Source organism: Desulfatitalea alkaliphila, from assembly GCF_022968795.1.
Classification (GTDB): domain Bacteria; phylum Desulfobacterota; class Desulfobacteria; order Desulfobacterales; family Desulfosarcinaceae; genus Desulfatitalea; species Desulfatitalea alkaliphila.
On record NZ_JALJRB010000022.1, the window covers coordinates 41,768 to 65,419 of the forward strand.

General features: G+C 62.6%; 25 protein-coding genes. 24 read left to right on the plus strand and 1 reads right to left on the minus strand.

The window, feature by feature from the left end:
- The first annotated feature begins 95 nt into the window (after positions 1 to 95).
- The 24 genes from trhA to MRX98_RS16730 all read left to right on the plus strand — a co-directional run bounded on the left by trhA (position 96) and on the right by MRX98_RS16730 (position 22,884).
- Entirely contained in the window at positions 96 to 734 is a 639-nt protein-coding gene (gene trhA / locus MRX98_RS16610; RefSeq protein ID WP_246912579.1) for a PAQR family membrane homeostasis protein TrhA, read from the plus strand.
- 150 nt (positions 735 to 884) lie between these two features.
- The gene (locus MRX98_RS16615; RefSeq protein ID WP_246912581.1) at positions 885 to 2,630 is read left to right on the plus strand and encodes a sensor domain-containing diguanylate cyclase; all 1,746 of its coding nucleotides are present in this window, start codon (positions 885 to 887) and stop codon (positions 2,628 to 2,630) included.
- Positions 2,631 to 2,782: 152 nt separating this feature from the next.
- Positions 2,783 to 3,127, plus strand: a complete 345-nt coding sequence (locus tag MRX98_RS16620) for a hypothetical protein (protein ID WP_246912584.1) — start codon at positions 2,783 to 2,785, stop codon at positions 3,125 to 3,127.
- Positions 3,128 to 3,187: 60 nt separating this feature from the next.
- The gene (locus tag MRX98_RS16625) at positions 3,188 to 3,580 is read left to right on the plus strand and encodes a hypothetical protein (RefSeq protein WP_246912587.1); all 393 of its coding nucleotides are present in this window, start codon (positions 3,188 to 3,190) and stop codon (positions 3,578 to 3,580) included.
- Between the two features lie 102 nt (positions 3,581 to 3,682).
- Positions 3,683 to 3,994 carry a response regulator gene (locus MRX98_RS16630; RefSeq protein WP_281432397.1) on the plus strand — a complete coding sequence of 104 codons (312 nt, stop codon included), beginning with the start codon at positions 3,683 to 3,685 and terminating at the stop codon, positions 3,992 to 3,994.
- A gap of 23 nt (positions 3,995 to 4,017) precedes the next feature.
- The gene (locus MRX98_RS16635) at positions 4,018 to 4,710 is read left to right on the plus strand and encodes a response regulator (RefSeq protein WP_246912599.1); all 693 of its coding nucleotides are present in this window, start codon (positions 4,018 to 4,020) and stop codon (positions 4,708 to 4,710) included.
- A 199-nt stretch (positions 4,711 to 4,909) separates the two neighbouring features.
- Positions 4,910 to 6,286 carry a sensor histidine kinase gene (locus MRX98_RS16640; protein ID WP_246912621.1) on the plus strand — a complete coding sequence of 459 codons (1,377 nt, stop codon included), beginning with the start codon at positions 4,910 to 4,912 and terminating at the stop codon, positions 6,284 to 6,286.
- 44 nt (positions 6,287 to 6,330) lie between these two features.
- Positions 6,331 to 6,507, plus strand: coding sequence for a hypothetical protein (locus MRX98_RS16645; RefSeq protein ID WP_246912623.1), 177 nt, complete (start codon positions 6,331 to 6,333; stop codon positions 6,505 to 6,507).
- Between the two features lie 55 nt (positions 6,508 to 6,562).
- Positions 6,563 to 7,198, plus strand: a complete 636-nt coding sequence (locus MRX98_RS22085; RefSeq protein ID WP_263657639.1) for a peroxiredoxin-like family protein — start codon at positions 6,563 to 6,565, stop codon at positions 7,196 to 7,198.
- Positions 7,199 to 7,484: 286 nt separating this feature from the next.
- The gene (locus MRX98_RS16660; protein WP_246912631.1) at positions 7,485 to 7,982 is read left to right on the plus strand and encodes a GNAT family N-acetyltransferase; all 498 of its coding nucleotides are present in this window, start codon (positions 7,485 to 7,487) and stop codon (positions 7,980 to 7,982) included.
- Between the two features lie 124 nt (positions 7,983 to 8,106).
- Positions 8,107 to 9,396 (plus strand): N-acetylmuramoyl-L-alanine amidase, encoded by a 1,290-nt coding sequence (locus MRX98_RS16665; protein WP_246912633.1) that lies wholly within the window; start codon positions 8,107 to 8,109, stop codon positions 9,394 to 9,396.
- Positions 9,397 to 9,473: 77 nt separating this feature from the next.
- Positions 9,474 to 9,728, plus strand: coding sequence for a hypothetical protein (locus tag MRX98_RS16670; RefSeq protein WP_246912635.1), 255 nt, complete (start codon positions 9,474 to 9,476; stop codon positions 9,726 to 9,728).
- Positions 9,718 to 12,651 (plus strand): 4Fe-4S dicluster domain-containing protein, encoded by a 2,934-nt coding sequence (locus MRX98_RS16675; protein ID WP_246912637.1) that lies wholly within the window; start codon positions 9,718 to 9,720, stop codon positions 12,649 to 12,651. Before MRX98_RS16670 ends, MRX98_RS16675 begins: the two co-directional genes overlap by 11 nt.
- A gap of 81 nt (positions 12,652 to 12,732) precedes the next feature.
- Positions 12,733 to 14,046, plus strand: coding sequence for an NrfD/PsrC family molybdoenzyme membrane anchor subunit (nrfD, locus tag MRX98_RS16680; RefSeq protein ID WP_246912639.1), 1,314 nt, complete (start codon positions 12,733 to 12,735; stop codon positions 14,044 to 14,046).
- A complete protein-coding gene (locus tag MRX98_RS16685; protein WP_246912641.1) occupies positions 14,036 to 14,599 on the plus strand; it encodes a DUF3341 domain-containing protein in 564 nt (187 codons plus the stop codon). The genes nrfD and MRX98_RS16685 overlap by 11 nt, the downstream gene beginning before the upstream one ends.
- Positions 14,596 to 15,816 carry a hypothetical protein gene (locus MRX98_RS16690; RefSeq protein ID WP_246912644.1) on the plus strand — a complete coding sequence of 407 codons (1,221 nt, stop codon included), beginning with the start codon at positions 14,596 to 14,598 and terminating at the stop codon, positions 15,814 to 15,816. Before MRX98_RS16685 ends, MRX98_RS16690 begins: the two co-directional genes overlap by 4 nt.
- A complete protein-coding gene (locus MRX98_RS16695; protein ID WP_246912646.1) occupies positions 15,816 to 16,451 on the plus strand; it encodes a cytochrome c3 family protein in 636 nt (211 codons plus the stop codon). The genes MRX98_RS16690 and MRX98_RS16695 overlap by 1 nt, the downstream gene beginning before the upstream one ends.
- A 77-nt stretch (positions 16,452 to 16,528) precedes the next feature.
- Positions 16,529 to 17,968, plus strand: coding sequence for a cbb3-type cytochrome c oxidase subunit I (locus MRX98_RS16700; protein ID WP_246912657.1), 1,440 nt, complete (start codon positions 16,529 to 16,531; stop codon positions 17,966 to 17,968).
- Positions 17,965 to 18,930 (plus strand): cbb3-type cytochrome c oxidase subunit II, encoded by a 966-nt coding sequence (locus MRX98_RS16705; protein ID WP_246912659.1) that lies wholly within the window; start codon positions 17,965 to 17,967, stop codon positions 18,928 to 18,930. Before MRX98_RS16700 ends, MRX98_RS16705 begins: the two co-directional genes overlap by 4 nt.
- Positions 18,931 to 18,970: 40 nt before the next feature.
- Positions 18,971 to 19,231 (plus strand): hypothetical protein, encoded by a 261-nt coding sequence (locus tag MRX98_RS16710; protein WP_246912661.1) that lies wholly within the window; start codon positions 18,971 to 18,973, stop codon positions 19,229 to 19,231.
- A gap of 84 nt (positions 19,232 to 19,315) precedes the next feature.
- On the plus strand, positions 19,316 to 19,591 hold the full coding sequence (locus tag MRX98_RS16715) for a hypothetical protein (RefSeq protein WP_246912663.1): 276 nt from the start codon (positions 19,316 to 19,318) through the stop codon (positions 19,589 to 19,591).
- Between the two features lies 1 nt (position 19,592).
- Complete coding sequence (locus MRX98_RS16720; RefSeq protein WP_246912665.1) at positions 19,593 to 19,820, plus strand: hypothetical protein; 228 nt, start codon at positions 19,593 to 19,595, stop codon at positions 19,818 to 19,820.
- Positions 19,821 to 20,339, plus strand: coding sequence for a c-type cytochrome (locus tag MRX98_RS16725; protein WP_246912668.1), 519 nt, complete (start codon positions 19,821 to 19,823; stop codon positions 20,337 to 20,339).
- Positions 20,340 to 20,400: 61 nt separating this feature from the next.
- Entirely contained in the window at positions 20,401 to 22,884 is a 2,484-nt protein-coding gene (locus MRX98_RS16730; RefSeq protein WP_246912670.1) for a heavy metal translocating P-type ATPase, read from the plus strand.
- A gap of 33 nt (positions 22,885 to 22,917) precedes the next feature.
- On the opposite strand, the gene MRX98_RS16735 is transcribed toward MRX98_RS16730, so the two are convergent.
- Positions 22,918 to 23,604, minus strand: coding sequence for a sulfite exporter TauE/SafE family protein (locus tag MRX98_RS16735; RefSeq protein ID WP_246912672.1), 687 nt, complete (start codon positions 23,602 to 23,604; stop codon positions 22,918 to 22,920).
- Between the last annotated feature and the right edge of the window lie 48 nt (positions 23,605 to 23,652).

A 23,652-nucleotide genomic window follows, 5' to 3' on the forward strand; every position in this document is an offset into this window, starting at 1 on the left:
ATCAAAAGGATTCCGGTGCGCGCCGAAAATCCAGGCGCCTGTTATTGAGCGCTATTTGCGAGCGGCAACATTGATTTCGAAGGCATGGTGGGGCGATGAAGGAACGACGGGAACAGACACCCGTGGAAGAGAGCGTCAATACCTTGGTGCACGGTGCGGGTTTCGGGCTGGCCATCGCGGGGTTGATCAACTTGGTCATTCTGGCCGGTAATCACGGCAACGCCTGGCACATTACCAGCTTCAGTATTTACGGTGCCACACTGGTTTTGCTCTATTTTTCCTCCACCCTTTATCACAGCCTGCCCAGGGGACACTGCAAGGAAACGTTCCGGGTGGTGGACCACGCTTCCATTTTCCTGCTGATTGCCGGCACCTACACACCCATCACCTTGACGGCCATGCGCGGTCCATGGGGCTGGACGATTTTTGGGCTGGTGTGGAGCATCGCCTTGTCGGGCATTGTGCTCAAGATCTTCTGGTTCCACCGGCTGGGTAGGCTTTCCACCGTGATGTATGTCGCCATGGGTTGGGTGATTGTCATCGCGGTACAACCTTTGATCAAAAGCTTGAACGGCACCAGTCTGCTTTTCCTCGTGGCCGGCGGGCTTGCTTATTCCTTCGGCATCGTGTTCTACGTCTCCCGTCAACTGAGATTCAGCCATGCCGTTTGGCACCTGTTTGTTCTGGCCGGCAGCATTTGCCATTTTTTCGCGGTGCTGCAGCTGCTGTCGTGACGGCGCGATCAGGGAAATGCGTGGCATCAGGCGATGGCGACGACACCCGCGCGGCGGTTCGGTCAGTTCGTGCGTTCGGCGGTATTAGAATTGTAACCGTTTCTTGGTGGGTATACAGCGCAGCCCGGTAGCCTGGGCAGGGGGTGAACGGTGAACAGGTGGGGCCGGCGGATAGGCCTTTTAGTGGCGGCCTGGGGCGTCGCCATCACGGCGGCCGGGGCGTTCCAGGGCGCGGAAGGTGGCGACCGGACGGTGCATGTGGGGCCTCGGGCCCAAGTTTATGTGGACGCCACAGGGTCCCGCTCCTTCGATGAAATTGCGTCCGCCGCCTTTCGGGATCAATTCAGCGCCAACGATGCGCGGCATTTCGGTTTCGGCCTATCCCGCAACGCCAACTGGATCCGGTTCCGGATCGTGGACGTTTGGCCCGAAGCGCCCATCGAGGGCAAGGACCTGCTGCTCGCGCTGACCTATGCCTCTTTCGGCGACATTCGTGTCTATTTGCCGATAGCCGGGGCCGATCCCGATGCCTGGACGGTGCTCAAGGGCGGTATCGATCAGGGTCCGGCGCGCGATGATACGGGGTTCGTGTTCCCGCTGTTCAATCTGCCGGCCGATGTCGCCCCGGACCGGGATGCTTACGTCCGCATCCAGGGGCCCTTCACCAGCAACTTTCAAATGGTGTTGACGGACAGCGCACGCTTCGAACCGCTCAAGCTGCGCACCGTCTTGTTCCTGGCCTTCGTTTTCGGCGTCATGGGCGCCATGGTGTTCTACAACCTGATCCTCTTCGTGATGCTCAGGAATGCCAACTATCTCTGGTACGTCTTCTATCTGATCGCCATGATGACCTACCAGGGGGCCATCATCGGGGTGTTCAAGCTGATCAGTGTTCCGGCGGCCGATTTTTTGACCGCGCACGTGGTGCTGCTCTGTTTTTTGGCCATGGCCAGCTATCTGATGTTCTCCTGGTCGTTTCTCGCCGTTCCCCGCACGGCGCCGGGCCTCAAGATGCTGTACCGGGTGGTTTGGGCGGGTTGCTTGTTCGGCGCGCTCTTCGCGCTCGGGGCGAAGGTCTACCAGGCCAATTTGCTGGCTTACGCGGGGGGGGTGCTGCTGCCCTTTCTGCTGTTCGCCACCGTGGCCGTGAGCTACCGCAACGGGCACTGGATATCCCGGTATTATCTGCTGGCGGTCAGCGTTCTGCTGGTCAGCGTATTGATATTCGCCCTGCGCGGCTTCGGGGTGATCGAGCACAGCATCTACACCGTCTACAGCGTCCTGGTGGCGGCCGCCTTGGAATCGGTGCTCTTCTCCTTTGCTTTGGCCGACCGTTTCAGTCGCTTGCAAAGCCAGCACAGAACCTTGCAGGAGAGGGAAAAGGAGCTGTCCAGGATCAGCATCACCGATGAACTGACGGGCCTGTTCAACCGCCGTCACTTCGACGACATGCTGCAGCACGCCACGGAGTTCGCCCAGGGGACCGGCGATTCGCTCTGCCTGGTGTTTATGGATATCGATCATTTCAAGGGGGTCAATGACCGCCATGGCCATCTTGCGGGGGATGAGGTGCTCCGGGTGCTGGGTGCGATCATCCGCCGGCGGGTGAGAACATCCGATTTCCCATGCCGGATCGGCGGCGAGGAGTTCGGCGTTTTGATGCTGCACACGGATGTGGCCGGCGCCGGCAATGTGGCGGAAAGGATCCGGCTCTCCTTCGGGGCACAGGTGTTCGCGACGTCCGACGGCGAAAGTTTTTCGGCGACCCTGAGTGTGGGCATCGCCGGCTACCGGGCCGGGTTGACGCCCCATGCCTTCATCCAAATGGCCGACGAGGCGTTGTACCGGGCCAAAGCGGCGGGGCGCGACTGTATCGTGGTGGACGATGGTCGCTGATCGTCTGCCCAGTTGCAAGCCACCAGCCGCATATCAATTGCCATGATGCTGCGATTCTAGTATATATCCGGATATGACAAGATCAGTGGAAGATAGTACATGGAGAATACCGGCGCGCATCCTTATAACGCTTTTTGTTTCGGGCAAGTATCATGACTTTCATGGACGCTGATTTACTTTATTCAGACAAACTGATCGCAATCACGGAAGAAGATATCTTTCTTTACAACTACTACTTTCCCACTGGGAAGATGAAGCAGGTGAAAATAGGTGATATCCAATGTATCACCGTCTTGGAACCTACCCTGAACAATGGGAAATGGCGCATTCATGGGACTGGCAACTTCAAGGTCTGGTTTCCGAAAGACACTGATCGTTCAAAGAGAGATCGAATATTCATCGCAAGATTGAAAAGTCAGTGGGTGAATATCGGTTTCACGGTTGAGAATGGAGAGGCGGTTGAAAACTTGTTGCGGTCGAAACACCTGATCGAATGAAATACGCATTGGCGCAAATGGCGAGACGATTCGACATACTGGCATCCTTTGGACAGGCTGTTGCGGTTCAATGCCAGGGGCATTGCCTGTGCGCCGATTCCACACTTCAGACTTCGCATCACCGCCGGAGGAACGCCCATGTCCATCGTGGTTAAATCCTACCATGAAAAGATCGCCATCCTGCGGATGGCCAATGGCGCCACCAATCCGATCAGTCTTGATCTGATCGATGACCTTTTCCCGACGGATGACATTGAACACCAGGCCATTGAGAAGATTGCCGGCCTATTGAGCCACCCGAGCCAGGCGTTTGCCGCCATCAAGGCAAGCAAGGTGGAACGGATCAGGGCGAGATACGAAAAGCACCGGGAGGCTTCCATCCAGGTGTTTCTTGATTGTTGGTTCAGTGAGACGGGGCAGACCCTTTTAACCGAGGCTTCGCGAAAATTTTGAATCTCAGGGTTTGCGCGAAAATGATGGTTCTTTTATGCCGGGTGAAGGCTCTTTTACCTGGGGTGTGAAAGGGAAACCGGTTTTGAATCGGCGGGGCGCTGTATGGCGAGTGACGATGGGAATCACGGAAGCGAAGGATGCCGGACACACAGGCTGGCCGAATATTGCCTGGAGCATGCACCGGTTTGTGTCTTCCGGACCGACATGACCATGCCGAAGATGACCGGGGATGTCATGGCACGACAGATCAAAGCGATCCGGCCGGATATTCCCATAATTGTATGCAGCGGATTCAGTGGCTGGATCAACGCCCGGGCAATGGAGGCCATCGGCGTCAGCGCCGTGCTCATGAAACCTGTTCTCTATGCGGACCTGGCCCGCACCATCCGGCAGGCGTTGGATGCAGATTCGTGAAATGGCCGGAAGTGGGGGCTGATGTGACTACGCACGTTTTGGTGATAGATGATGATAAAACCCTTCAGTCCCTTTTGGGCGAATATTTCCGCGACAACCATTTAGCCGTGACGGCGGCGCTGACCGGCCGGGAAGGGGTGGCGGCACTAAGCAGCCGAGGCGCCATCGATATCATCGTGCTTGACATCATGCTGCCGGACATGGATGGTTTTGAAACCCTGAAACAGATCCGGGCCGTTTCCCGCACGCCGGTGATCATGCTCACGGCCCGGGAGGAAGCAGCCGATCGGATCATCGGCCTGGAACTGGGGGCGGATGATTATATGCACAAGCCGTTTAATCCCCGCGAGCTGATCGCCCGCATCAAGGCGATCCTGCGTCGGGCGGCGGTATCCGAAGGCACGGCGGCACATGCCGACAGGATCGTTGTCGGGGATGTGGAAATTGATTTTGCCGGCCGGCGACTGCACAAATCCGGTCGGGAAATGGACGTGACCGGTTTGGAAATGGATCTTTTGGCGGCGTTAGCGGCACGGGCCGGTACCCCGGTTGACCGGGAGGGGCTGTTAAACGCCGTGAGCGGACGCAACTATGAGGTGTTTGACCGCTCCATCGATGTACATATCAGCCGTATCCGCAAAAAAATCGAGGACGATCCCGCCCGGCCCCGCTACATACTGACCGTCCGGGGCAAGGGATACAAATGGGTCGGATAACTTTTCCCGCCTGATTTTATTAAGAAATGTTCGGGCCATGGCTCGGTCCGCATATCCCCCTGTAACATTTGTTTCGTTTCTTTACATTTCCGGACACATTCTCCGGGCGCCGGTCTGGTATAGCTGTGCCTGCCCCCCCGGAAGCGTTTGCAGCTCAGGGGGGTAAAATCTGAATTCGGCGCCCAAAAAGGGATTATCGATGACCAACAAATTGTATACCCGGATTGCGCTCAACTTTCTGATGCTCATCGGCATCGGCATGATCGCCGTGGTCCTGTGGTTCTATGTGACCGTGGGGCGGACCGTGGCCCGGGACGTCCATGCCATGCTCCAAGGCCAGACCGATTTCATTGCCGCATTGGTGCAATCCCGCCTGGACGGCGGGCAGGCGGCAGATGAATGTGCCCCTTTACTGGCAATCATTTCCAAGGAACTGGGCGTGCAGACGGCGCTTTTGAATGAGGATGGTGAGCCCCTGGTCCTGTCCAATGGACTGGCGGATGGATCTTTGCTTCCGGTCTCGGACTGGATGGCCGATGTCCGGGAAAAGGGACGTTTTGTGCAAAGCGGTCATTTCGGCCGGGCGATCCTATATGTCCGGCCCGTGAACAATGACGGCGCAGCGCCGGTTTACCTGTATGCCGGCCGAGTGTTGTCCGGCGACCGGCACCACCTTGCCTTCATGGGCGGGCTGCTGGTCATCGGCTGTTTGTTGGTCGCGGCGGTTTATCCGCTTTCCAGAAGCATCACACGCCCGCTTTCCCGGTTGACCGGTAGCCTGGAAAAAATCGCGGCCGGCGATTTCGAGCAAGCGCCGCCTTCCCGACGCAAGGATGAAATCGGCCGCCTGTTCGCCGTTTTTCGGAAAATGAGCCTTTCGGTGGATGAAATGATGCGTTCCGGCAGGCAATTGCTTGCGGACATGTCCCACGAGCTGCGCTCGCCGCTGGCCCGGATCCGGTTGGGCACCGAGCTGTTGCACGGTGCATCCACCGGCGATAAGGCCGCGCGCTTTCTGCAGGTCATTGAAACGGAGGTCGAAGCCCTGGATCGCTTGGTGGTCCGCATGGCGGCCTACTCCCGCATGCATCTGCCGGGATTTGCGCTCTCTGCCGGGCCGGTCTCACCCGCCGCCCTGGCCCGCCATGCGTGCGCCCTGTACCACCCCATGGCCGGTGCGCGTCAGGTGACGCTCGCTTTGGCCGTCGATGGACAAACACCGGACGTGCAGGGGGATTTCGATCTGCTGAGCCAGGTTTTCTGCAACCTTTTGGACAATGCCTTTGATCACACCCCGGACGGTGGCCGCATCACCGTGGGCGCACGGCAGGAGGGGGAGCAAATCTGCTTTTTTGTCACCGACACCGGGCCCGGGGTTTCCGCTGAACACCGGGAACGGATTTTCGAGCCGCTCTACCGGGTCGATCCTGCGCGCAACAGTGAAAGCGGCCGAGCCGGATTGGGATTGGCCATTGCGCGCAAAATCATGGCGTTGCACCAAGGAGAGATTCAATACCGAGGAAACGGAAGCGATTCCGGGTTCTATTTTTGGCTGCACAAGCGCAACAGATCTTAAGGAGGTTGAAAATGCCGGCGACAAGAAGGAAGAAGCTTCACCGCATGTCAATGTTGATGGCTGTTTGCGCGGGTTTGACCCTGCTGCCCATCGGCGGGGCCATCGACGTGTCCATGCTCGGTTACAGAACCCTGTGCTCCTTTGCGCCCGCAAGCACCATCCTGTTGTCTTATGTCGCGTTCAGCATTCACCGCTATCTCAAGCACAGCCGCCAATTCTGATGCGCAGCGGCAAATCATCGTCCAACCGTACCGTAATTACAAGGAGCATCGTGGAATGAAAATTTCCATCATCATAAGTGTTTCGGTTTTACTGATGTGGATGGTGCTGTTGACCGGATGTATCGCTAATGGGGGAGGAGCCATGCAAGACAATGCCACTGAGGTGTTGGGCCCGATGACCGCGGACCTGACGGTGAACAACTTGGACAATGAGGCTTTGGCCGTCGCTTCCCTCTGGGAAGAGCGTCGGGTGGTGCTGGTATTCCTGCGACATTATGGGTGAATGTTCGCCCGTCAGCAGGTGGCTGACCTGACCGAAATCGTGGCCGAACTCGATGAGGCCGGGGTGGCCCTGGCGGCCATCGGTAGCGGCACGCCGGAGCAGGCCCGGGAGTTCATGGCAAAATTCAAATTCCCGGGGGAGATGTACGTCGATCCCTCCTTGTCGGTGTACAAAGCCTTCGGGCTGGAACGGGGATTTTGGAAAACGCTGGGGCCGGCATCCGTGGGGCGCGGGCTCAAGGCCATGACCCGAGGCTTCCGCCAGGGCGGCAGCGCCGGTGACCTGTGGCAGCAAGGCGGCTTGTTTGTCCTGGGCCCTGGACAACAGTTGCTGTTTCAGCATCGCAACCCGGCTGCCGGCAAACAGGCCGATCTCAATGCTGTTCTGGCGGCTGCAACCGCTCCCTGACAGCCGCACCTGCGGAGGGGGGCGATCGGGTGTGGTTCCCTGTTTCTCCCGGGCGAGACAAAGCCGTCAATCGCGCCCGATACCCGGAAGAAACAGGGGGCGCATTCCGCCCTGTCGCTGTCCCGCAGGGTGCAAACGCTGAAAATGCTTTTATTTGCACAAACGCTTCGTTCGATGCTAAATTTATGGGTAACGCCATTACCGAACTGCGGTTTACGTACACACCGAAGCATGGAGCAATTCGCAACCCCTCCTAACGTGCGGAGCTGTTGCGCGGAGGTATTGCATGGCGCGGATCGAGATCAACGATGGTTATGTGCCGGGTTCCCTCGGACGGGTTGCCGAGCTTCACGGCGGCTATTACCATGCGCATTGGGGATTCGGTCTTTTCTTCGAAGCAAAGGTCGCGACCGAGCTGGCGGCATTTCTGCAACGTTATGATGCGGGCCGGGACGGTTTCTGGACCATTGCGGCGGACGGTCGCATCGAAGGGGCTCTCGCCATCGACGGCATTCATGCCGACGGCGAAGGCGCGCACCTGCGGTGGTTCATCATGTCGGATGCCCTTCGGGGCAAGGGCTGGGGTAACCGGCTCATGGACAGCGCCTTGCGTTTTTGCCGCGGCAAGGGGTACAAGAAAGTTTACCTCTGGACCTTCGAGGGGCTCGGTCCCGCCAGGCATCTTTACGAGAAATGGGGTTTCAACCTTGTTGAGCAGCACAGGGGCATTCAGTGGGGCACCGAGGTGAACGAACAGCGATTCGAGTGTGCCTTGACGCAGTAGATGTGCATGGCCATGTGCAAAGGCGCGGTTATTGCGCTGACGACCTTTTCACCGATTCCTTGTTGCTCGCCTTTTCATTCGCGGTGCAAACCGCGAACATCCCGGGGGGAGACAGGAGGCGAAGATGGCGCGAGTGGTATTGGATCCCGGTCATGGCGGCGACCGGACGATTGCCGGTGATTCGTCGTGGAACAACGCGGTGGGGCCGGCCGGTACTTTGGAGAAGCACCTGGCGCTGGACCTGGGGCAGCGTTGCGGCGATCTGTTGCAGGCGGCGGGCCACGATGTGCGGTTGACCCGCGCGGCGGATGTCAATTTGCGGTTGCGCGAAAGGGCGGCGGCGGCCAAGGGGTTTCGTGCCGATGCATTCGTTTCGATCCATTTGAACGCCTCCAGCGGGCACAACGCCCAAGGCACGGAGACCCTGGTGCACACGCACCACTCGCCCCGTTCAGCGGCGCTCAGCCTGGCGGTGCAGGACGCAGTTCTTGGGGCCACCGGTTTGACCGACCGCAACCGCGCCTACAGCCCGTCGCGGATCAAACCCATGTCCCTGGGGGTGCTGCGCCCGGATCGTCATGATCCGGCCACGGCCGGGTGCCTGGTAGAGGTGAGTTTCCTGGATCGGGCCGACGAGGAACGCCGGTTGCAGGACCCCACCTACCGCGACCGGATCGCCCGCGCCCTGGCCGATGGCATCGCGGCCTTTGTCGGGCCGGCGGTCAGCAGTGTGCCGCAGGATCGGGTGGAGGCCGGCGACGCCATCGAGCTGGCCGCCCTGGAAGCGCCCGGACAACCCACGGTGGAGGCGTTGCTCGGCCTGGACGATGTCCAGGGGGCGATCGGAGCGTTGACGGAGCCGGAGGCGGCCGATGTCGAGGAGGCGCCCGGTATTCCCGCCGGCACCTTCTCCAGGGCCTTCGTGGAGAACACCGGGCCACCCCTGGCATTGATCGCCAACGAGGCGCAATGGCCCCATCTGTCCGACTTCGTGCAGTTCATCGACGGGCTGCGGTTGCGCCATTTCACCGCTGACGAATTTCTTTTCATGGGCAAGGCGCATCAGTCGGGACGTTGCCGCGGCTTGAACACCTATCCGCCGCCCCACCTGTGGCGGAACATCATCCACACGGCCTTGATGGTCGATGCCATCCGCGCGGAGCTGGGCGCTCCGATCCGGATCACTTCCTGTTACCGGTCGCCGGCGTACAACCGCTGCGTGGGCGGTGCGGCCGACAGCCGCCATTTGCATTTCGATGCCATCGATTTCGTATGCCGAACGGGCACCCCGGAGATCTGGCGCCGGGTGGCGGCGCATCTCCGCGACAGCGACCCGCGCTTTGTCGGCGGCATCGGCGCCTCCGCCGCCGGCGTGGTGCACATCGACACCCGCGGCCGCCCGGCCGATTGGTGATCCGGACGGACGGCGCGGGAGCGACAGCCTTGCGGACGCCTCCCGGTTGCGGAATGCCGCCGGGAAGGATCGCCACCTTGGAACCGCACCTTGGATCCGCGATTGACAATTCGAAAGTCTCTTTGCTATTTTCAGATAACATCTTTTTCCACGCAACATTAGCCTCGTGGATCGTTTTTGCAGCGGGCGGTTCTTCACGAACGTCGATGCCTGCTGCGCATTTTCAGCCACCACAACCCGTCCGGCGGTTGCCGGATGGGGCGCCGGATGCGGCATATCGCATCACCGGCAAAGGGAAGACCACCGGAACGAGTGTCGGCCATGCACCGTAGAACCTTCCTGAAGCTGTCATCCATCGGCACCGCCGCTTTCGCCGTCGGTTGTTCCGCCAAGGGTGAGGACCGCCTCCATGCCATGGTCCGCGCCAACGAGGACATGGTCACCGGACAGGCGACGCTCTATGCCACCGCCTGCCGCGAGTGCCCGGCCGGCTGCGGCGTACTGGCGGCCAACCGGGAGGGGCGGGTGATCAAGCTGGAGGGCAATCCGCTGCACCCGGTCAATCGCAGGGCGCTGTGCATGCGCGGCCAGGCGGCGTTGCAGGGGCTTTACCACCCTGATCGGCTGCACCGGCCCCGGCTCCGCGACGGCAACGATTGGCGGGAGATCTCTTTTGCGCAGGCCGCATCTCTGCTCCGGGAGAAGATGACGGCTGCCGCCGCCACAGGCCCCGGACGGATCGCCATGGTCACGGAAACGGTGGGGCGCACCCAGATGGCGCTGTTCGAAACAGTGCTGGCCCACTACGGCGCCGGGTCGCCGCTGGTGTTCGAGCCCCGGGCCTACGAGGCGCTCAAATTCGCCTATGCGCAGGTCCTGGGAGCGCCCATGCTGCCGGTGTTGCACATGGAGCGGGCCGATCTGCTGCTGGGCTTCGGGGCCGATTTCCTGGAGACATGGCTGTCGCCGGTGGCGTATGCGCGCAAGTTCAAGGAGATGCACCGTTGGCGGGAAGGGCGCAAGGGGTTTTTCATCGAGGTGAGTCCCTTCCAGTCGCTCACCGGCGCCAACGCGGACCGCTGGGTCGGGTGCCGTCCGGGCGGCGAGGCGGCGGTGATCATGGGCTTGCTGCGCATGGTGCTGGCCGCGGACACCGGCCGTGTGGCGTGGCGCGGGGATTTGGCCGCGCTGGCCGCGGATTACACGCCGGATGCGGTGGCGCGGCTGACGGGCGTGCCCGAAGAAGCATTGGCGGCGGTCGCGGATCGCTTGCTGGCTGCCGAACGCCCGTTGGTGCTGGGCACGGGCGCCGGCGTTTGGGGTGCCTCGGCTGCCGCGGCCGAGATGGCGGCGCTCTTTCTCAATCTGGTATTGGATCCCGCGCTCTCCTTGATCGATCGCGGCGACCGTTACCGGGTGGAGGTGGCCGACCGCCGCGACACGGTGCTGAACGCCTTCGAGGCCATGGCCGATAACGATACAGCGCTGGTGCTGCTCAACAACGTCAACCCGGTTTTCGCTTTGCCGGGCGGCGATCGCCTGGGCGACCTTCTGGCGCATGGCGACCGGTTCACGGTGGTCTTCGGCAACACGATGGACGAGACGGCGGCCCGTGCCGATCTGGTGGTGCCGGTGCAAAACGCCCTGGAAACCTGGGACGCCTACGAGGCCACCAGCCGCACCATCACCACCTTGCAACCCACCATGGGGCGCATCAGCGCCGCGCCGGGTTTGGGAGACCTGTGGCTGGACCTGTTGCCCATCGAGGAACGACCGGCCACCGAATACCGCCAATTGACGGCCCGGACGGTGCAGGCAGCGGCGGCGGCCGATACCGAAGCGGCCTGGCTTGCCATTCTGCAACAAGGGGGGCGCTTCGACATCGAGGCCTCGCTCGCCGATGCGCCGCGGGTGGACCGCCAAGCCGTGGACCGGCTGCGGCGCTCACTGGACCGGTTGCCGGCGCCGGCACAAGACCCGGTGCTGCTGGTGGCGCCTTCCCTGCGCTTTCTGGACGGGCGCACGGCCGATCGGCCCTGGATGCCGGAGATTCCCGATCCCGTGTGCCAGGTGGCCTGGCAGACGGTGGCCATGGTCCACCCCCGCACCCTGTCCGATTTGGGTGCCAGGGAAGGGGACCGGATCGCCATCGCCACCGATGGGGGGCAAGTGCAGGTGCACGCCTACAGCCATCCGGGGGTTTCTCCGGTCGGCGTCGTGGTGCCCGCGGGGCAGGGGCACACCCACATGGGCCGTTACGCCCGGGGCCAGGGGGTCAACCCCATCGCCCTGTTGGGCGACGGGCGCGACCCCTTGTCGGGAGCGCCCGACGGGGCCGCGCCCATCGTGCGTCTCACGGCGGCGGGGCCCGGCAAGGCGCTGGCATCGGTGTCGGGCAGCCGCTTCCAGCACGGCCGCAAAATCGCCGTGAGCGTTCCGCTGGAAAGGGCGGACATACCGCCGCCGAAAAGCAAATACCTGGACATGGACAGCTTCCCGCTGACCCTGCCCCTGCCCGAAGGATACGATCCCAAGCGCGATTTCTACCCGCCCCACGACCACCACACCTATCGTTGGGCCATGGTGGTCGATCTGGACCGCTGTGTCGGCTGCAGCGCCTGCGTGGCGGCCTGTTATGCGGAGAACAGCGTGGGTGTCGTGGGCGAGGAGCAGGTGATCGCCGGGCGGGAGATGGCCTGGATCCGCATCGAGCGCTACCAGGACGAACAGGATCCGACCCGGTTGATCTTCCTGCCCATGCTTTGCCAGCACTGCGACAACGCCCCCTGCGAGTCGGTCTGCCCGGTCTACGCCCCGCACCACTCGGTGGAAGGTCTCAACAACCAGATCTACAACCGCTGCATCGGCACCCGCTACTGCGGCCAGAACTGCCCCTACAAGGTGCGGCGGTTCAACTGGTTCACCTGGCCGTTCCCCGAGCCGCTGAACCTGCAGCTCAACCCCGATGTGACGGTGCGCAGCGCGGGAGTGATGGAGAAGTGTTCCTTTTGCGTGCAGCGGATCAAGACGGCCCGCACCCGGGCCAAGAACGAAAAGCGCGAGATCCGCGACGGCGAGGTGGTGCCGGCCTGCGTGCAGACCTGCCCCACGCAGGCCCTCTGGTTCGGCAATTTGATGGACCCGGAGAGCACGGTGCGCAAAATGGTGGACAGCCCGCGGGCCTATCAGGTGATGGGGTATTTGAACACCAAGCCGGCGGTGATTTATCTGAAGAAAGTGGTGCAAGCGCTTTGATTTTGATTCGGGAAGCGTTGGTTGAGGAACTTGTTTGATTGACGGGTTTTTGAAATTGATCGCTATGCGGAAAGGGTACCCGTGGCGCTGACCTATCGATCCATCGACAACACCGTGCTGGATACCTTGCGGCCGCCGGATCGCACCTACTGGATGGTGATCGCGCTGCTGTTCGCCGGCGTGCTGGTGGGGGCCGCCTGCTGGGGCTATCAGATTCTGGTGGGCATCGGCGTCGGCGGGCAGAACAACCCGGTGCACTGGGGCACCTACCTGATCAATTTCGTCTTCTGGGTGGGGATCGCCCACTCGGGCACTTTAATTTCCGCCATTTTGTATCTGTTCCGGGCCGGGTGGCGCAATCCCATCGCCCGGGCCGCCGAGACCATGACCGTTTTCGCCGTTTGCGTGGCCGGCCTCTACCCCTTCATCCACCTGGGTCGGGTCTGGATGGTCTACTACATGCTTCCCCTGCCCAACCAGCGCACCTTGTGGCCCAACTTCCAGTCGCCCCTGATGTTCGACGTGGTGGCCATCAGCACCTATCTGATCGTCAGTTCCCTGTTCTGGTACACCGGTTTGCTGCCCGATCTGGCCACGGTGCGCGACCGCGCCCGCGGCGTGCGGCGCAAGATCTTCACCGTGCTCTCCATGGGCTGGACCGGCGAGCACGAGCAGTGGCGCCATTACGCCCGCGGCTATCTCTTCTTCGCCGCGCTGGCCACGCCGCTGGTGATCTCGGTGCACAGCGTGGTTTCATGGGATTTCGCCCTGGCAGTGATTCCCGGCTGGCACACCACCATTTTCGCCCCCTACTTCGTGGCCGGCGCCATCCACTCGGGTTTGGCCATGGTGCTCACCCTGATGATCCCCCTGCGCCGGATCTTCCACTATGAGCAGATCATTACCCTGCACGTGCTGGAAAGCGTGGCCAAGACCATCGTCTTCACCGGCCTGATCGTGGGGTTTGCCTACGGCACGGAGATGTTCATCGCCTGGTACAGCCGGGTACCGGCGGAGATGGAGGCCTTTCGCTGGCGCGCCTTCGGGGACTACGCCGTGGAATACTGGATCATGGTGGTGTGCAACACGGTGGTGCCCCTGCTGCTGCTGTTCAAGAAGGTGCGCACCCGCATCGTATGGCTCTTCTCCATTTCCATTCTAGTCAACATCGGCATGTGGTACGAGCGGTTCGTGATCATCGTCGGCTCGGTGGCCCACGACTTTCTGCCCCATGCCTGGGGGTTGTACCGGCCCACACTGATCGAGTTCGGCATCATGTTCGGCAGCTTCTGCCTCTTCTTCTTTCTGTTCGTGCTCTTCGTCAAACACATGCCCTCGGTCTCCATGACCGAGATGAAGGAAACCGTGCATGCCGGAGGCGCCCATGACCACTGATCGGGTGTCCCTCATGGCCCTGTTCGACACAGAAGCGCAGACCGCTTCGGCCATTCGCGGGTTGCGCAACACCGGCTACACCCTGGAGCGGGTGCACAGCCCGATTCCGAGCCACATCATCGCCGATGCCCTGGACCTGCCCAAAAGCAAGGTGGGCTGGTTCACCCTGGTCGGCGGCATTATCGGTTTCCTGTGCGGGTTTTTGCTGGCCGCCTTCACCGCCACCCGCTGGGACCTGATTGTCAGCGGCAAACCCATCGTGGCCTGGATCCCGTTCATCGTCGTGGGTTTCGAGTTCACCATTCTTTTCGCCGTGTTCGGCAATGTGCTGGGATTGATTTCCCAGGCGCGCCTGCCGCGATTGCGCATGCCGGACCGTTACGACCCGCGTTTTTCGGGCCATAAGTTCGGTGTGCTGGCCAGTTGCGGGGCCGCTGAACGTGGCGGTTTGGAGCGGTTTTTCGAGGCCAAGGGCGCCGAATTGGCGACCACCGATCCGAGTGGCGGCGTCGCCGAAAGCGCTGCGCCGGTAACGGGAGGTGCCCCATCATGAGCCCTTCCGTGACGAGCCCCGCATCCTTGCGCAAACGGCCGACGGCCATCGCTTATTTCTGTACCTTGATGGTGGGCGCCGGCGCGGCCGCCTTCATCCTGCAGGCCGTCGGCAGCCAACCGGCAAGGGCCTGGCAGACCTACCTGATCAGCTTCCTGCTTTTCTCGGCCATCGCTCACGGGGCGGTGCTCTTCTCCACCCTGATGCACGCGGTGCACGCCCGCTGGAGCGGACCACTGTCCGATCTGGCCGAGGCTTTCAGCGCCTTCTTTCCGGTCTCCTTCGTGCTGTTTCTGGTGCTGTTCATCGGCCACGGCCACCTCTTCCCATGGGTCGGGCAGGATCTGCACGGCAAGGAGCCGTGGCTCAACCTGCCGTTTCTTTTCTCACGCAATGCGGTGGGCCTGCTGGTCCTTTACGGCCTGGGGTTCTACTATCTTTACCACGCCCTCTGGTTCAAGATCAGCGCCCGTGGCGCCAGCGGTCCGCTGGCCCTGTTTCTGCTGCGGCGGTGGCAGCGGCAGCCGCCGGACAGTGCGCTGTATCGGAGGCGCATGACCGTTGCGGCATTCCTCTACATGCTGGCCTTTGCCATCGTTTTGTCCATTTTGGGGTTCGACCTGGTGATGAGCATGGACCCGCACTGGTTTTCCACCCTTTTCGGGGCCTACAGCTTTGTCAAGGCGATCTATGTGGGCTTCGGCGCCTTGATCGTGCTGGCCGCCCTGCTGCATATGAGTCCGGGCAACGGGTTCCGCCTGCGACCGGGCCAGTTCCACGACATCGGCAAACTCTTTTTCGCCTTCGGTCTGGTGTGGGCCGACTTTTTCTACGCCCAACTGGTGGTGATCTGGTACGGTAACATTTCCGAGGAAACGGCCTGGGTGATCGAACGGGTCATGATGGCCCCCTGGCAGGGGCTGTCCTGGACGGTGTTCGCGGTTTGCTTCGTGGCCCCTTCCCTGATTCTGATCAATAAGAAGATAAAAACGGTGCCGGCCGCCATGGCGGTGATCTGCACGGTGGTGATCGCGGGCATGTGGCTGGAGCATTTTCTCCTGCTGGGGCCGGTCTATCACGCTCACCCCGCCGCGTTGCCCCTGGGATGGTCCGATCTGCTGATCGCCCTAGGCTTTTTGGGGATGCTGGCAGGATCGGTGGCCCTTTATCTGGGTCAGTTTCCCGAGGTGCTCGCCGCCCGGGAGGAGGAGCGCTGATGGTGACCGAGCTTTTCATCGCGGCGGCCGCGCTCCTGGCCCTTGTTTTGACGGCGGTGCTGATCGGCACGGCGGGCCGCCCCTGGCGGCTCTTCACCGATTTCGGCGGCACACTGCGGGGCATCCGGGCCAATGCCTGGCCCCTGGGGTGGATCGCCGCCGCCCTCGTGCTGGCGCTGGGGCTGCTCTTTTTCTATTTCGCACCGCCGGGCACCCGCATCGGCCCGGAGCAGCCCATCGCCTTCAGTCACCGGCTGCATGCCGGCGACAAGGCCATCGACTGCCGCTTCTGCCACCCCTATGTGGAACGCTCCAATCACCCGGGGCTGCCGGCCGTGGAAAAATGCCTCTTCTGCCACAACTACATCATCGCCAACCACCCGGAGATTCTCAAGGAGCATGAATACTTCGACAGCGACACCCCCACCCCGTGGGTCAAGGTGTTCGAAATCCCCGAGCATGTGCTGTTCAACCACCAGCGTCACCTGCTCAGCGGCATCGATTGCGCCGCCTGCCACGGAGAGGTGCGCCAAATGGATCGGCTTCAAACCCGCCGGTTGAAAATGGGGTTTTGCGTGGAATGTCACCGGGAAAAGCAAGCGACCTTGGATTGCTGGTTGTCGTGCCACAATTGATTACAATGCGATTTGCGCGTTAAAAGGGGTGCAGCAGGTGGCGGGATGGCACCGATGGTAAAAAAGGTGCGGCAAGCATGGGTCGGCTTCTGCGACAGCGGCCGGCGCAACGGTTTTTGTTCAACGCGAATGGGGAAATGATTTTGGCCTCTCGAAATGGAACCGCGCTGTTCGGCGAATATGCGACCGCCAAGGCCTTTATCGTCACATCGGCCTTCTGGATGATGGTGGCGACCTTTTTCGGTTTGCTGGGGGCCACCCAGTTGATCGCGCCGGACTTGACGGCCAATATCGGCGGCATCGTCTTCGGGCGGGTGCGCCCCACCCATGTGAACCTGGTGCTGTTCGGCTTCGTGACCCCCGGTTTGCTGGGGGCGGCCTTTTATTACATCCCGCGGCTGCTGGGCGTTCCGCTTTACAGCGAACGGCTGGGGGTGGCCACGGCGCTGGTCTGGAACGTGGCCGTGGCGGCCGGGGTGATCACCCTGGCCATGGGCATGACCCAGGGTAGGGAGTACGCGGAGTTGATCTGGCCCATCGATATCCTGATCGCCGCCGGCTTTCTGCTGCTCAGCTTCAACTTCATCATGACCGTGCGCCGGCGGCGGGAGCCGATTCTGTATGTTTCGGTCTGGTACGTGCTGGCCGCCGTGGTCCTGACCGCCTGTACCTACGCCATGGGCAACGTGATCTGGCGGCCCGACAGCGGGGCGCTGGTGGGGATTCCCGACGCCATTCTGCTCTGGTTTTACGGCCACAACATTTTCGGGCTCCTGTTGACACCCCTTTCCATCGGGGTGGCCTACTACGTCATTCCCCGCGCCACGGGCAATCCCCTTTACAGCCACACCTTGTCCCTGCTGGGATTCTGGTCGTTGATCGTGATCTACACCCACATCGGCACCCATCACCTGCTGCAGGTGCCGGTGCCCACATGGCTCAAGGTGGTGGCCATCGTGGACAGCATTGCCATGGTGATTCCGGTGTCGGCCTTTTTGATCAACATCTGGTACACGGCCAAGGGCAAACTGGGCGAGATCCACGCCGACATTGGCGCCAAGTTCGTCTTCACCGGCACCATCATGTATTTTTTCGTCAGCTTCCAGGGATCCCTCATGTCCCTGCCCGATGTGCAGCGCGTGACCCATTTCAACAACTGGGTCGTGGGGCATGCCCACATCGGGGTGCTGGGATTCGCCGGCATGATCGCCCTGGGCGGCATCTACTACGTGCTGCCCCGAATCAGCGGCCGGCCCCTGCACAGCCGCTTCCTGGCCGATTTTCAATACTGGATGGTGTTGATCGGCATGGTGGGGTTCACCGTGGTGCTGACCATCGCCGGGCTGATTCAAGGCAATGCCTGGCTCAACGGTGAGACCGTCTATCGCATCCTGACCCAGTTTCATGTTTACTATGTGATCCGGGCCGGATTGGGGCTGCTGATCTTCAGCTCGTCCCTGCTGGGATTCTACAACATCGCGAGGTCCCTGCCGGCCAAGCGTGGAGCGTCCGCATGAAGATGACCCCTCTGGCCGTTGTGGTCGGCGTATTGTTGATATTGGCGGCGGTGACCTTCGTCGTGATCCTGATGCCCTACGCCCACACCAACCAGACGGTTCCTTCGGAGATTTTCCGTCAGCGCACGGCGGCGGAGGCGGCCGGTCGCGACATCTACATCGCCAACGGCTGCGTCTACTGCCACACCCAATCGATCCGCAGTGTCGATTGGGGCTTGGGGGCCGAGCGCATCGCCCAGGCCGGCGACTACCTGGCCGACCATCCCATATTGCTCGGCTCCCAGCGCACCGGCCCCGATCTCTCCCAAGCCGGCGGCGAGCATCCCGATGACTGGCACCTGGCCCACTTCATCAACCCGCGCTACACCCGGCCGCTGTCCATCATGCCGCCCTTCGCCTTTCTGGGGGATGAACAGTTGGAGCGGTTGATCCGTTATGTCCAGAGCCTGGGCCTCAAGGCGGCCGATGCGCGCATGGCGCGCCAGGCCTACTGGAAAGCCGAGGCGGTCAGGGCCTACGAAGCCGGTCCCGACGCCAATGTGCAGTGGCTGCACGATCAGATTCCCCAACCTTGGCGCGACCTGCCCAACCCCTATCCGACCAGCGAAGCCGGATTGGCCCGGGGGCAGAAAATCTACCAGGATTTCTGTTTGGGCTGCCACGGCCCGGTGGGGGACGGTCTGGGCCCGGCCCAGCCGTGGATCTATCCGCCTCCTTTCAACTTCACCATTCTCAAGAACCGGGAGATCAGCGGCGGTATCCTCTATTTCCAGATCATGAACGGGATCACCGGCACGGCCATGCCCTATTTCAAGCGGGAGCTGGAGTCGGAGAAGATTTGGGACGTGGGCAACTTCGTGGCGGTTTACTTCATCGACGACAGTGACGCCGGCATGCCGCCCAAGGGCATCCCGGCATCCTATGAGGCCCAAGGGGAGATCGAGGTGTCGGGGTCGCAGTGACCGATCGTTGCCCCGTGATCCCTGCCATAAGAGGGTTGAAATGTATTTTCCCTATTTCGTTGTTTATATTGCGGTCGGCCTGGCCATCAGCGTGGCGGCGTTCGCCTGGGCGATGGCCAACGGGCAGTTCCAGGACCAGCAGCGGGCGCGGTTTCTGCCGCTGCGCGGGGAGGCCGATGGGCCGCCGCCGAAGGCAACGCCCTTCGGTCGGTGGGAGATCTTCGGGCTGTTTTTCCTGGCCGTCGCCGGCCTGGGGGCGAGCGCCGCGGTGTTGGCTTATGCGTTGTATTTCAGCAAATAGACCGGTGAGCGCGGTGGGCGCTGATTTGCACTGGGGCGGTGCCTGATGTATATTGGATCCGGACCGAATATGTGAGGTATTGCGATGCGGCTGTTCGCTTTGCTCAATTTTCAGCATGTGATGGGCTACCTTTTTGTCGGCCTGCTGGTCCTGCTGCTGTTCGGGCTGGGGCTGGCCTACAGCCATCTGCATACGCCCGATGCGGCGCGGCGCATGGAGACGGTGGTGCACCGTTACCGGGACGACCTGGCGAGCCGCAATGCCCCGTTTCCGCTGGTGATGCTTCTGATCATCGCCGGCACGGTCGCCTGGGGCTTTTTCTATATTCTGATGCACGGATTGCTGGGAGTGAAGATATAGAATGGAAACCGCCCATCCAGTGGAATCGCAACTGCGCACCTGGCTCTGGATCGCCTTCCTGGTGGCCCTGATCCTGGGCAAGGGGTGGTTCGCCTTCGCCGTGGTGTCGGATATGGGGCCGCCCACTTGGGCCTATCGGCCGGTGCAGGATCTGCCGGCCTCCTCGCCCTACGGCATTTATGCGCCGCTGCCCCATTCCCAACACATCCGGGGCGCGGAGGGGGAGTAAATGATACGCATCGCCTGCGTGGTGGGGATTGCCGCTCTAGTGCTCGTCGTCGCGATCGCCGCGGTCAATCTGTACGACGACCGGATGCCGGTGGGCCGCATGTGGGAAACGCCCGCCGTGCGGCCCCACGAGCAGCCGCTGCCGGTCATGGCCGCCGGCAGTGTGCCTTGGTCCGGTGGCGAAGTCCTGTACCGCACCGCCGATCCGGAGACGCTGCAGGCGCCGGGGCCGCTGGACGACCCGCAGCGCATCGAACGCGGCGCCCGGGCCTACGGTTTCTATTGCATCCATTGTCACGGGCCGAACTTCGACGGATACGGCACCGTGGGCCAAAGCTTCGCCCCCACACCGCGGGACTTGCGCAGCGAGACAGTGCAGTCCCTTGCGCCGGGAAAGATCTTCCACGAGATCAGCTACGGCATTCCCGATGGTCGGCAGCCGCCCCTGGCCTCCACCATGTCGGTGGAAGAGCGCTGGGACGTGATTGCCTATGTCTACAGCCTGGGCCTGCGCAGGTGATGCGGCCGCCGGTGGCCGTTCTTCTTCATAAAGAGCGCCCGCCGTTCCATCGATCCCCTTCATGAACCCGTCCAATTGCCAACTTTGCGCTTTGCCCCTACGCCGTGCCGCGGTCAGCGACACCATCGACGGCGTGACGCTGCATTTTTGCTGCCAGGGGTGCCGCGCGGTCTATCACATGCTCGTGGCCGCCGGCGAGGTGCAGGACCCGGCCCGTTTCAGGGAGAGTGACCTCTATCGCCAATGTGTGGCCGCCGGGGTCATTCCGGCCGATGAAGCCGACCTGGAGCGCATTGAAGCCCTGGAAGACCGGGAGACGCAGGCCGACCCGGCGGCGGGGGATGCGGACCAGGGGCCATCCGCCGACACCCTTGGCCTGGACCTGATGGTCGAGGGCATGTGGTGCACCGCCTGCGCCTGGGTGATCGAACGCTCCCTGCTGCGCATGGACGGCGTGGAGGCGGTGGCCTGCCAGTTCTTTACCGACCGTTTGCGCTGTCGCTATCGTCCCGACCGGGTGGCGCCCCATGAGATCCGCGAGGCGGTGGCCCGACTGGGATACGACCTGCGCGATCCCGAAGCGGGCGCCGCGGACCGTCGTGTGCAACATCGGCAACTGGCGCGGTTGGCCATCTCGGGGGTACTCTCGGCCAATGTGATGATGCTCTCCTGGGCGCTGTATGCCGGTTTCTTCACCGAGTTGGCGGCGGATGCCGTGGCGGCCATCTCCCTGCCCATCGTGGTGATGGCCACCGTGGTGCTGGTGTACGGCGGCGGCCCGATGCTGCGCAAGGCATGGTTCGGCCTGCTGCGCGGCGCGCCGGGCATGGAGACCCTGGTGGGGCTGGGCGCCCTATGCACCTATCTTTACAGTTGGTACAACTGGTATCAGGGCAGCATTCACCTCTATTTCGACACCGCCTGCATGCTGATCACCCTGGTGCTGCTGGGCAAGTTGCTCGAACAGCAGGCCAGGGGGCGGGTGCGCCGTGACCTGGATGGGTTCTTCGCTCTGCAGCCGGCCAAGGTGCGGCTGATGGATGCCCGTTGGCCCGCGGGCCGGTTCACGGCCATCGAGCAGTTGGCCGTCGGTGATCGCTTCGGGGTGGCGGCGGGGGAGATCGTGCCGGCCGATGGGCGCGTGGTGGCCGGCGGTGGACACGTGGACGAATCCTCCCTGACCGGCGAGCCCCGCCCGGTGAAGGTCGGGCAGGGGGACACCCTCAAAAGCGGCACCCGCTTGCTGGACGGCGAGGTGACGGCCGCCACCGAAAAAGTGGGTTCGGAGACGGTGCTGGGTCAGATGATCACCGTGATGGCCCGCAGCCTGGCCGACCAAGGGGGGCACGCCGGCCGGACCGACCGCATGCTGGCCTGGTTCGTGCCGGTCATTCTGCTGCTGGCGGTGGGCACAGGCTTGGGCGCCGCCTGGGCGGGTCTGTCCATGGACCAGGCGGTAGTGCGGGCGGTGACGGTGATGGTCATCTCCTGTCCCTGCGCCCTGGGCGTGGCCATCCCCATGGCACGGCTGGCCGGTATCTCCCTGGCCGGCCGGGAAGGCATTCTGGTGCGGGACATGGCGGCCTTCGAAAGGGCCGCTGCGGTGGACACGGTGGTCTTTGACAAAACCGGCACCTTGACCCTCGGACGCTGGCAGTTGCTGCGGATCGAATGCCGGCCCGGTTATCAACCGGAGACCGTCCTGGCCTGGACGGCGGGCCTGGAAATAGGCGCCGACCACGAAGTGGCCCGTTCCATTCTGTCCCATGCCGCCGTTCAGGGTGTTACGCCCCTTCCCGCCACGGCCGTGAGCCTGTCCGCCGTCGGCGTCGAAGGCAGCCTGGCAGGTCGCCGGGTGCGTATCGGGCAACGGGATTTCGCCTGGCCGGATGCACCGGCAGGCGCCGATGGGGACGGATTCGCGGCGGAGGCGCTCACCGGTACCACCTCCCGCGTTTATGTGGGTGTGGATGGCCGGCCCGCGGCTGTTCTCCATTTCGGGGACCGCATCCGCGACGGGGCGCCGCCGACGATCCAGTGGCTGCGGCAGCGACAATTGGATGTGCAACTGGTATCCGGCGATGACCCGGCCGCCGTTGCACAAACGGCGCGCCGACTCGGGCTGGATCATTTCCGGGGCGGGTTGCTGCCCACGGCCAAGGCGGCCTGCATCGATGCATTGCAGCAAGAAGGGCGGCGGGTGGCCATGGTGGGCGACGGTGTCAACGATGCCGCCGCCATGGCCCGCGCCCACCTGGCCGTGGCGGTCTACTCCGGCGCCGGCCTGGTGAAGGAAGCCGCCCATCTCACCCTGATGCGCGGTGATCCGGCTCAACTGCGGGCCTTGTTCCCCCTGGCGCGGCGGGTCAACCGCAAGGTGACGCAAAACCTGGGCTGTGCCTGGATCTACAACCTGATCAGCATTCCGGTGGCCATGGCCGGCCTGCTCACCCCCCTGGTGGCCGCCACCGCCATGCTGCTTTCCAGCCTCACGGTCATCGGCAACACCCTTTTACTGCTCCGGGGAGGGGGCTCGAAGGGGTGATGGTTGGGTTGTCGCGGCGGTACCGGTTCCATTTCAGATCGCCGTCAGTGCTTGCACCAGAAGGCTGGCCCCCATGCCGATCATGATCAGGCCGGCCAGCAGATCCGCCTGGCGGCGGAAACGGTTCAGCAAAACCCCGGCGCCGGCACCCAGGGCCAGTAGCCCGGGCAGCGTGCCCAGACCGAAGATGACCGCCATGGCGGCGCCGGTGGCCGCCTGCGCCCCGCTGAGGGCCTTGGCGAAGGCCGCATAGGAGAGCCCGCAGGGCAGGGCGCCCAACAACAAGCCGGACAGAAAAAAGGAGAGATGCCCCCGCCGTTCGGCCGGACGGGACATCAGACGTCTCCATCCGGGCAGTTTGGCAGGCATGGCGATGGCCATCCAGCGCGGTTCGGCGATCAGTCCCATGCGGGCGAGGCCGAAAAAGAGCAAAAAGAGGCCCGCCAGGGAACCGAGGCCTATTTGCACGCGGCCGATCCAAAGCAGGGGGTCCCCGCCCACGGCGGCGGCGATGCGGATCAATCCGCCGCCCGCCGCGCCCATCAGGGCGCCGATCAGACCGTAGGTGCACAGCCGTCCAGCGTGATAGGCCAAGTGAGGTGTAAAACGACCGGTGCGTCCCGGCAGCGCAATCACCAGGGGGCCGCACATGCCGATGCAATGGCCCGTGCCGACGAGGCCCAGCATCAGCAGCGCGGCAACATCAACGGAGGTGGTCATTGCGGACCCCTCGGGAGGGACAAACGCGTGTGCACGATGTCGCATGTC